Genomic DNA, 8529 nt, shown 5'->3' on the forward strand with positions numbered 1-8529 from the left:
ACGCCCCTCCGTCGGTATCGTTGCGGGAGAACCGACGCGGTGCGCCGACACTGTATTGCACGCTGGTGTCGGCGGACTCAACCACCGTGCCGGTGGTCACCCCGGTGCCAAGCGTCACCAAACCGGCCGCTACCTTCTCCAGGTAGCGGATGGCAAAGCGGTAGCGTTCCAGAATAACCTCGCTCTCCTGGCGCTCGGTGCCGGTCAGGCGATAGCGCGCAATGTCNCACGCGATACCAATCAACACGCGCGGCACGTCGCGCAGCGGCAGGGTGTAGCGCCCGGCCAGATAGCCGTCGATTTCGCCGTCAGCGCGCAGCAGCCCCTCCTCAATCACCAGCGGGTTGGGTTGCCCCAGGTTGTCCCGATCGCTGAGCAGGCGCACCTCGCGCTCCCCGAAGCTGTCGACCATATCCTGATAGGTTGCGTATCCCATGCCGATTCCCGTTACTTGCCTTTACGACCGGTTTTACCGGTCGTTGAAACCGGTTTAACAGACGCCGGCGGCGTTGCCTCGGCGCTGTCGGCACCGCCGGCATCGCTCCCGCCTGCCGCTGCGCCATCGCCAGTACCTGGCTCGCCCGTATCAGCGCCGGCAGCATCGGTCGACGTTGCCGGCGTGGCCGGGTCGCTGTACCCCAGCGCCTGCAACTCTTGGTTGATGTCGTCTCGTAGCGCCAGCAGCTCCGGCACCTCRCCACTGCCGACCAGGTGAGCATTGAGGGTATGACGCAGGCCCTGCAGGGTGGCAAAGTCTGCCTGTTCAATCAGGCTTTCCAGCGTGGGCACCGGCTCCGGTTCAGCGCCCAACGCCAGCAAGCGCTGTTTCACCTCGTCATAGAGGCTCTGCAGGCCGTCTGCCGTGTCAGGAAGATGGACAGCGAGTGCCAAGGGTTGAATGACCACATCAGGGCCAATCACCTCGACAATCAGCATCGACTCCGCCTGCAGCTGTTTAAGCTGCTGCGGGGTAAAGCGGTCATCCGGCCAGGTGACGGGCTTGCAGGCGTGCTCGATGCCGCAGCGGCGAAACCCCTCGGCTTTAGCGGTAATACGTACAGGCATCAGCTATTGTCTCCGGTTGAACCAAAGGCCAGCTGCCAGAAACCGAAGCCGGACTCGCCACGGGCCTCACAGCCGAAACGGAATTTCTTGGTCAGGAACACCGCGTCCGAGTCCATGCTGGTCTGCTGCACGAACTCCGGCTTCTCACGCTCCTGGAAGATGAACGGCTTCACCGGCTTGGTGGTGTCCAGCAGATACCAGGCGGTATCGGACAGCAGCTCATCGCTCACGACCACTTTGGCCGCATTCTTGTAGAGGTTCGGCTTGCCGTCCTCCAGGCGGTCGGTGGTCATCAGCGTGTTGGCGATGTCTTCCAGCGCCGGCGGCACCAGCAGCACGTTAGGATTGACCTTCAGCGGCTGGCCTTCGTCGTTTTTGAATTTACGCATGGCGGTACGCGCCGCGCCGAACGAGGCGCGCGCTTCGGCCTGGGAGGCAATCGACAGGGGCTTGGTGAACATGTTGGACACCGACTTGCCGGCGACCAGGTGATCGGCATCAAAGAAGTACTGCCCATCAAAGCAGCGGGTCTCGAAGGCCTTGTTCACCAGCTCGAACACCAGCTCGTCCGGCCAGAGCGCGGCGGACTGACCGGCGGATTGCGCCTTGATGCCGTAAATGCCCAGGCGATCGTCTTTGATGTCGTTGCGGTCAACTTCCACCGTGGCTTCAAAGTCGCGGTTTTTCAGCGAGTAGTTGAACGCGGCCAGCGAGCGCAGCGTCTTTTCGCCAATCCATTCGCGCATACGCGGAAAATCAGACAGCCAGGCGTAATCTTCCGTGCCGGTGGTCGACGGGACCAGCATGGCGACGTTCTGCCACTGGGTCTCGGCGGTGCTGAAGGCGTTGTTGAAAATGGTGCGAAGGTTCACAAACGCCAGGTCAAGGTTCCTGCGGTTTACAATCATGTTACTGCTCCTTAAAAGCTCTGAGTCCAGACGCCATCGTCATTAATCAATACGCAGTAGCCGGCGGAGGAGGCCCCCGCATCCGCTTTCTGCACGGTCTGGTTGTCCGCGATATAGACCTTTTTGCCGACCTCGGCCTGCGTGACCGTGCCGTCGTTCGCCCAGGCAAACATCCGGCCCCGCTGAACTTCAATCAGGACTTCGCCATCCTGTCCGGTGGTGTTGTCGACACGTTCATTGGCGCGCCCGACGTAGACCAGGTCTGCCGCCAGCTTGCCACTGACCGCGAAGCCGGCGGCATTGATGCAGACCATGGTGCCGGCGGGGATAAGCTCACCGGCGGCGACCTTGAAGGCCACGATGTCGCCCATGCGGGAGGGGGTATTGCGATCGTTGGTGGTTGCCGTCATGGTTAAGCCCCTTGTGGTTTGCCTAATTTGTCCGCTTCCAGAGAGACCTTGGCCGGGTCAACACCAAAACTGCTGAACTGGCTGCAGACGGCCAGGACATCGGCGTCCAGGTTGGACGGCGCGTCTTCGCTGTCTGGTTCGCGGCGAATGGTTGTCGTGGTGGTTTGCATTTGCGTCAGCGCCGCAATGGGTTTGGCGGTGTCGAGATAGCTTTTCGCCGCTGCCGGGTTGGTCTTGCCCAAATCGCGCAGCCAGCTCTCCATGCCTTTACCGACGATGCGACCGTCGGAGAGCGCGGCGGTGATCAGCGTCTCCAGCTCGTCGCCTTGCTGCTGGCTTGAGAGCGCAGCAATCTGCCCGCGCAGGTCGTCAACGGTCTCATTGAGCACCGACACCGGCACGTACTGACTCAAATCCACGGTCGGTGCCTGTTTGCTCAGGGCATCAATTCGCTGACTCAATGCCGCGATGCTGTCGGTACTCTTCTGCAGGTAGGTTTCCAGGCTAAAGCCGGCGGCGGCCGTGCCCAGTTGAGACTTGATTTTGTCGAGCTGTGCGATGATGTCGGCAATCGTCGACCCCACCGGCAGGTTGAGCAGCCATTGCAGGCGCTCTAACAAATCATCATCCATTGGTGCTTCCTCTGTTGGTGCGCTCATTAACAGGGATGCGGCCGCAAGCAGCACGGCCTCCATGTCATCGAGCGCGGGGGTGTTGGTCAGTGCGGCATGCAGCAGACCGGTCACGTTGCCGTGTTTGTCGTAGGTAAAAACGGGCGAGATATAGCGGTATTCCTGGCCGGCAATCATCGCTGCCGCCGCCGCCGTCCAGGTGACGTTGACCGCAAACAGGCCGACGCCTTCGCGCCACTCCAGGTCATGGAACCAGCCCGATGCCGGTGCAGGCTGGCCGTTCTCTTTGGCACGTAGGGTCTGGTGTTCGTAGTCGGTGACGTAATCGACGTTGCGGGCCTTCGCCTGGGCAATCAACCGCTGCGCCAGAGCAGCGTTCATCACCCAGCTTTTACACTCCGCCGGGCGACCGTCGATGGCACGAAACTCACCGGCTGGGAAGAGCATGAACTCATTGCCGGTGCCGGTGATTTCTTGTGAGCAATAGGCGATACGGGTCGTTTTCATGCGGCCAGTATGGCGAGGCAACATATAACGGAAGAGTGGAACGCGGTGAGGGGCAAATCAGGTTATGGCAAAGGAATTGATACAACTAACGGAAAGGTGATAGCAACACGCGCAGGAAGGCGTTTAAAACCCGTTTAAATTTTCTCAGCGGGGTAACAGGCAAACAACCCTACCACAAAATGAGAAAAACGCACTGTGAGCGATACAGCGCGTTTTAGAATAATGGCTACAACAGGGACTTAAACAGGTATTCGGAGACGGTGGTGGCGATCTTCTCTTCGTCGCTGTCGGTCAGCGCCAGGAAGGGGCGTGCAGGCATGGTGAAGGTGTGCGCACCAATGGTGGCATCTATGCGTGCATCGGCATAACGTTTTTTCGACATCTTCAATGCCCCCGTATTTTTGTTGCGTTTAAAATACAAGGAATGCTGCCGCTCTGCTTTCTTAATATCTCCGCCAAACTGATGGATAGCCGCATACTCCACATTCGTACCCACGGTGGCCGAGTCATTATCGCTGCGCTCAACAATGCTGCTGATAAGTCGCCCGGAAAGCTGCAGGATTTTGTGCTTATCATTGACGCCTTTCCATTCTATGCGCTTTAGTCCCAACCAGGCCGGTCGCCCCTGCTGGGCAAAGTTCTCATTTACGGCCTCATGCAGCTGTGCCGCTACATCCCGCATCAGCGGCTCGCGGTGCGCGAGCCAGTCTAACATGTGAGCCATGCGCCGCTGCAGATCGGCGACATCTACCTTGATCTCAATCATTTCCNCCCTCCCGACAAGACCGGCAAGCCGGTCAGTTGCGCCCGCGTAGTCGCACCCAGCGGGCCAGACTTCACCACCTGTGGCTGACCGTCCGCCAGGCTAACGGTGGCCACGTGCGCGTCCGTTTCGCTGTCCATAGCGTAGTGGAGCAGCTGCGCCGCCGCATCCCAGACCACCACATCCGGGGAGTACAACAGGTCCGGCAACTGCGCCCAGTCAGGCTGCGCTTCCGCCGGTGTCTCCGCCACTTGCTGCCCCATCAGGGCAATGGTCGCCGATGACGATTTGCCCTGGCGCGACGGCAGCGCATCCAGCAATTGCGGCGACAGCCCGCCAACGTAGCGCCGATCGGCGGCAAACTCAGGGTGCTGCGCAATCTGCTGCTGCCAACGCGTCACGTCGCGGCCGATATGCTGACGCAGCATCGGCTCTTCCAGCGTTTCGCGCAGGGCGCGGGCCGCCAGCTGAGGCTCGGCCACTGTGGCTTTCTCCAGCAGGTTCTGTCCCAGGCTGCTGAGGTAGGTGCGACCGGCGTTGTGGCCAAAACCGGGGTCAGGCGCAAACAACTTGCCGGTCTTGGGGTCCTTGTAGGCCATCACCGGCCGGGTCGTGCCGTCGGTACCCCAGGGCTGCTGCACTACCTGCATCCGCCCCTCGCTCGACAGCACGCCGACGGGATGGTCTTTCATGTCCGCCTCTGAGCGGGTACGCACGCGGCAGCGGCAACGGTAACCGTTCGGCGGGTAGCACGCATCCCAGAACGGGTCATCCCAGCGGAACGTCTGGCCGTTGAGTGCAGCGTGCGCCGGCCGGGTGCGGTTGTCCATCACCGCCACATACTCCCAGTACGGACGAAAACTGACGTTAGCCACCTGCTGCTGATACTGACCGGCCATGTAGGCCGATTGCATGTTGGTGCGGAATATTGTGTCCAGCCGATACGGCATCAGCTGCTTGCCTTCCAGCACGCCGTCCTCGTCAGCCTTGAGGCCGCTGCCCATCCAGCCTTTTTGCTCCAGCACCGGCTGCACGGTCTTCTCCCAGCTCGCCTGGCTTTGGCCGCTCTCCAGCGCCGCCTGCAGACTCTGGTGGATGGTGCCCAGCACATCCATCTTCATGATGCCGGCCACAGTGAAGCCGCAAGCATGGCTCTCGGCCTCAACGTCGTGCCAGTTGAAGCCGAGGGTGAAGTTCTTTGCCTGAAAATAGTTGATGGCCTCCGCCGGCTTCAGCCCGATGGCGTACCCCAAATCGACATCACTCATTGAGCCGCCCCCAGACGTCCATGGTAAACAGCGCCTGCGAGGTCAGCTGCGTCAGCTCGGCAGTACTCATCTGCGGATAGAGCGCCAGCAACTGCTCCATGGCCACCTCCGGCGGTTGCCCCTGGGAGAGCGCCGCCATCAGCGGCGCCAGCATATCGCCCAGGGCAGCGCTGACATTCTGCGCAAACACGGCCCCTGGCGCGCTGTCCACTGCCTGCTGTGCGGGGTCGGCGGGTTCTTCTGCCGGTGCCGGCAGCGTACTCGCCAGGGCGGCGACGGAGATGCCGGTATCAACCGGTAGCTGTTGCGAGACCGCCGCCGGCACGGACGATGCCGGCCGGCGCAGTATCGCTTCGCCTTCTTCCGGCACCGGGATACCGCTTTTCTCATACGCCCAGGCGGCGGGAATATCCATAATATCGACCAGGGTCGGCAGAGACTCGGAGAACAGCTTTAAGTCCAGCAGTTCGCGGGTATCGAAAGCAAAGTTCGGCATCCGGCGCGGGTCGACCTGGTAGCCGTTCAGCACCAGCAGCGGATAGAGCACGTCGCGGGTGATGGTGCTGGCCAGTTGCTTGGCGTCGGAGGTCATCAGGTCATGGCGCACTTCGTTATGCACGCCGCCCAACGCATTGGTGGAGGTCTGGCCGTCAGCCTGGGAGGTAAGCGTGCCGCCCAGCACCGCCTTGGAGATGGTCTTGTCGCAGAAATCGAGCATCACCTGGAAATTCTTCGCATCACCCGAGACCGCATCGTGAAAATCAACGCTCATTTCATCCGGGATGATGCCGGCCGCGTCGCGCCCGATGTGCATCAGGGCGCGCAGCAGCGTCGACTTGTCGCGCTCGGTGGCTCCCGCGCCGTACTTGCCAACGCGCATTGGGAAGCCGTAAACGTCGAGGAAGTCCGCCAGGTCAAGCACGGAGAAGTTCTTGAACAGGTACGGCCAACACAAGACGCGGTGCAGGCCGGTCTGCGCCACGTAGCCCGCCTTGGCCTTGTGACGGTGAACCACCCAGCCGAACGGCTGCAGCACCGCGCCATTGACGCTGTAATCGTCCAGGCGCAGGTCGTTGCGGTTGTCGATAGGGGTTTTGAACCAGCTTTGCGGGCGGGCGTGCCAGGCTTTGGGAAACCAGATTTTCTGGCTGAAATCCCACTCAATCTCCTGCGCAGCGAAACCATGCCCAATGGCATCCAGCGCATCCAGGACAAACGCCTCGAACTCCGGCAGGTCCTGGAACCACTCCACGAGGGCCGCGGTCATGTCCTTCTCGGCTGCCGTGGCGTTACGCGGGGGCTTGATGGCCCAGTCCAGCGTCAGCAGCGCACGCCGGCGCTTGGACATCTCGGCAAAGATGTGCCCGTCGCGCTCTTCCATGTCGCAGAACAGGTCGGACTGCGCCCGCAGGTCGCCTTGCTCGGCCGCTTCCAGGATGCGCGGCAGCTTGCGAATATCCAGCCCGCGTGACGGGTGATCGGCAAAGGTGCGGCGCAGGTTAACGTACTCCGCCGTCTGCGGGGTTTTGAGCGCTTCAGCCTTGATGGGGTTGCCGTATTGGTCAACCAGTTGAACGGATTTTGCCATGTTCACTCCTAATAGGCTCCACGGCGGAAGCTGTCGTCGTCATCGTCGTTATCCCAGCGGCCGCGCCGCTCCCTGTCGTCCCGGCGGCTGTCGTCATCACCGCGCACCGACTGAAACTCATAGCGGCTCGCACCACTGACGGCCAGCGCCCACAGCATGTGCAGCGCATCCGGCCCGTCATCGTGATCGGCCTTGGGGAAGTGTTTGAGCTGGTCAATCAGGGTGTGCTGGCTGTTATGCAGACGGATAAGCGCATTGACCATATGCGGCTGCAGCGATTCGATGCGCAGCAGCTTGTCAGAATGCGGCGTTACCGCCCGTGCCGGCACCGGTATGCCGAGCTTCGCCGACTGCTCAACCAGTTGGGTGCGCAGGAACTCCTGGAACTGGACGGCTTCAATCGCCCAGACCAGGCAGCGGTATTGCCGCTGCAGCTCGATGATGTCGCTGATTATCTTGTTGGGCAGGCGCTTGCGGATGAGCGCCTCGACCACATCGAGTACGCCGGTCTCGCGGTTGATGCCGCCGACCAGGAGCGCGGACGGGTCACGGCGCTTGCCGGCCAGCCCCAGGCTGGGGTCACACGCGCCGTAGAACACCCATTCCTTCAGGCGATTGACCCAGAAGTGGAACACGCCTTCGCCGGCAAAAATGGCATCTTCGCCGCTGACCGGGTCATTCTGGTACTCGGCATCAAAGGTGCCATGACCGTCACGGGCGCGGATTTTCATCAGCTCGATAAGCGGGCGCGCCGCCCAGGACACCACCGCGCCTTCGTTCATCTCGGCCGCGTGTTCCTGGTAGAACGCTGCCGCCAGCCAGTCTCCGGCCTCGCCGTTGTTGCGGTAAATCTCCTCCCACTGGTCCCACAGCGCCATATTGACCGGCCACTCAATGATGGCCTTGAAGCGCCGGCGGGTCCAAAACGGGTTCGCCAGGGTGCGCGACAGCACCGAGTCGTAATGCAGGATGGTGCCGATGTAGACCACATCCATCTTGAGGCCCGGCCCGCCGAGCGGCAGCACGGTCTTTTTGAGCCAGTTGGCCAGCTTGTCGCGCTGCTCCGGCTTCTCGACGTTCTCGTCGTTCTCAATGTCGTCGAGAATGACCAGGTCAGGGCGGTACGGTCCGTGGCGCTTACCGCGCAGACGCTTGCCGGAGCCGGCGACCTGCACCTTGATGTCGTTGCGGGTCAGGATGGTGTGCATGTTCCACACGCGGCCCTTGCCGGCAATGTCCGGGTAATCCATCAGCAGGCGCGGGTTAAACTCCAGCTCGGCCTTGATGGTCTCCAGCATCGGGTAGGCCTGCTCAATGGCATCCATAATGATGACCGGGAAGTGCTTAATCTCACGGATGATGCACCACAGCGTAAACAGCTGCGTGAC

Annotated in this window: 9 protein-coding genes; all 9 read right to left on the minus strand. The window is 61.5% G+C overall.

The window, feature by feature from the left end:
• A partial coding sequence (locus ADK28_RS29020) for a gp436 family protein (RefSeq protein WP_048797447.1) occupies positions 1-436 on the minus strand: 436 nt, incomplete at its 3' end.
• An 11-nt stretch (positions 437-447) separates the two neighbouring features.
• Positions 448-1065 (minus strand): HI1506-related protein, encoded by a 618-nt coding sequence (locus ADK28_RS29025; RefSeq protein WP_048797448.1) that lies wholly within the window; start codon positions 1063-1065, stop codon positions 448-450.
• A complete protein-coding gene (locus ADK28_RS29030; RefSeq protein ID WP_048797449.1) occupies positions 1065-1973 on the minus strand; it encodes a Mu-like prophage major head subunit gpT family protein in 909 nt (302 codons plus the stop codon). The genes ADK28_RS29025 and ADK28_RS29030 overlap by 1 nt, the downstream gene beginning before the upstream one ends.
• An 11-nt stretch (positions 1974-1984) precedes the next feature.
• Complete coding sequence (locus tag ADK28_RS29035) at positions 1985-2383, minus strand: hypothetical protein (protein WP_048797450.1); 399 nt, start codon at positions 2381-2383, stop codon at positions 1985-1987.
• Positions 2384-2385: 2 nt separating this feature from the next.
• Positions 2386-3522 carry a phage protease gene (locus tag ADK28_RS29040; RefSeq protein ID WP_053091658.1) on the minus strand — a complete coding sequence of 379 codons (1137 nt, stop codon included), beginning with the start codon at positions 3520-3522 and terminating at the stop codon, positions 2386-2388.
• Positions 3523-3748: 226 nt separating this feature from the next.
• The gene (locus ADK28_RS29045) at positions 3749-4288 is read right to left on the minus strand and encodes a phage virion morphogenesis protein (RefSeq protein WP_048797451.1); all 540 of its coding nucleotides are present in this window, start codon (positions 4286-4288) and stop codon (positions 3749-3751) included.
• Positions 4285-5553 (minus strand): phage minor head protein, encoded by a 1269-nt coding sequence (locus ADK28_RS29050; protein WP_053093521.1) that lies wholly within the window; start codon positions 5551-5553, stop codon positions 4285-4287. The genes ADK28_RS29045 and ADK28_RS29050 overlap by 4 nt, the downstream gene beginning before the upstream one ends.
• Positions 5546-7141, minus strand: a complete 1596-nt coding sequence (locus tag ADK28_RS29055) for a DUF935 domain-containing protein (protein ID WP_048797452.1) — start codon at positions 7139-7141, stop codon at positions 5546-5548. The genes ADK28_RS29050 and ADK28_RS29055 overlap by 8 nt, the downstream gene beginning before the upstream one ends.
• Before the next feature lie 8 nt (positions 7142-7149).
• Positions 7150-8529, minus strand: a 1380-nt coding sequence (gene terL, locus ADK28_RS29060; RefSeq protein WP_048797453.1) for a phage terminase large subunit, incomplete at its 5' end; no start/stop codon positions are given.

The sequence above is a fragment of the Serratia sp. 506_PEND genome (genome assembly GCF_001076875.1).
GTDB classification, from domain to species: Bacteria; Pseudomonadota; Gammaproteobacteria; order Enterobacterales; family Enterobacteriaceae; genus Serratia; species Serratia marcescens.

What these genes read in the sequence shown, in the direction of transcription:
- ADK28_RS29030 (WP_048797449.1), bottom strand. Translation starts at nt 1,973, where the DNA reads ATGATTGTAAACCGCAGGAACCTTGACCTGGCGTTTGTGAACCTTCGC.
- ADK28_RS29040 (WP_053091658.1), bottom strand. Translation starts at nt 3,522, where the DNA reads ATGAAAACGACCCGTATCGCCTATTGCTCACAAGAAATCACCGGCACC.
- ADK28_RS29035 (WP_048797450.1), bottom strand. Translation starts at nt 2,383, where the DNA reads ATGACGGCAACCACCAACGATCGCAATACCCCCTCCCGCATGGGCGAC.
- ADK28_RS29055 (WP_048797452.1), bottom strand. Translation starts at nt 7,141, where the DNA reads ATGGCAAAATCCGTTCAACTGGTTGACCAATACGGCAACCCCATCAAG.
- ADK28_RS29045 (WP_048797451.1), bottom strand. Translation starts at nt 4,288, where the DNA reads ATGATTGAGATCAAGGTAGATGTCGCCGATCTGCAGCGGCGCATGGCT.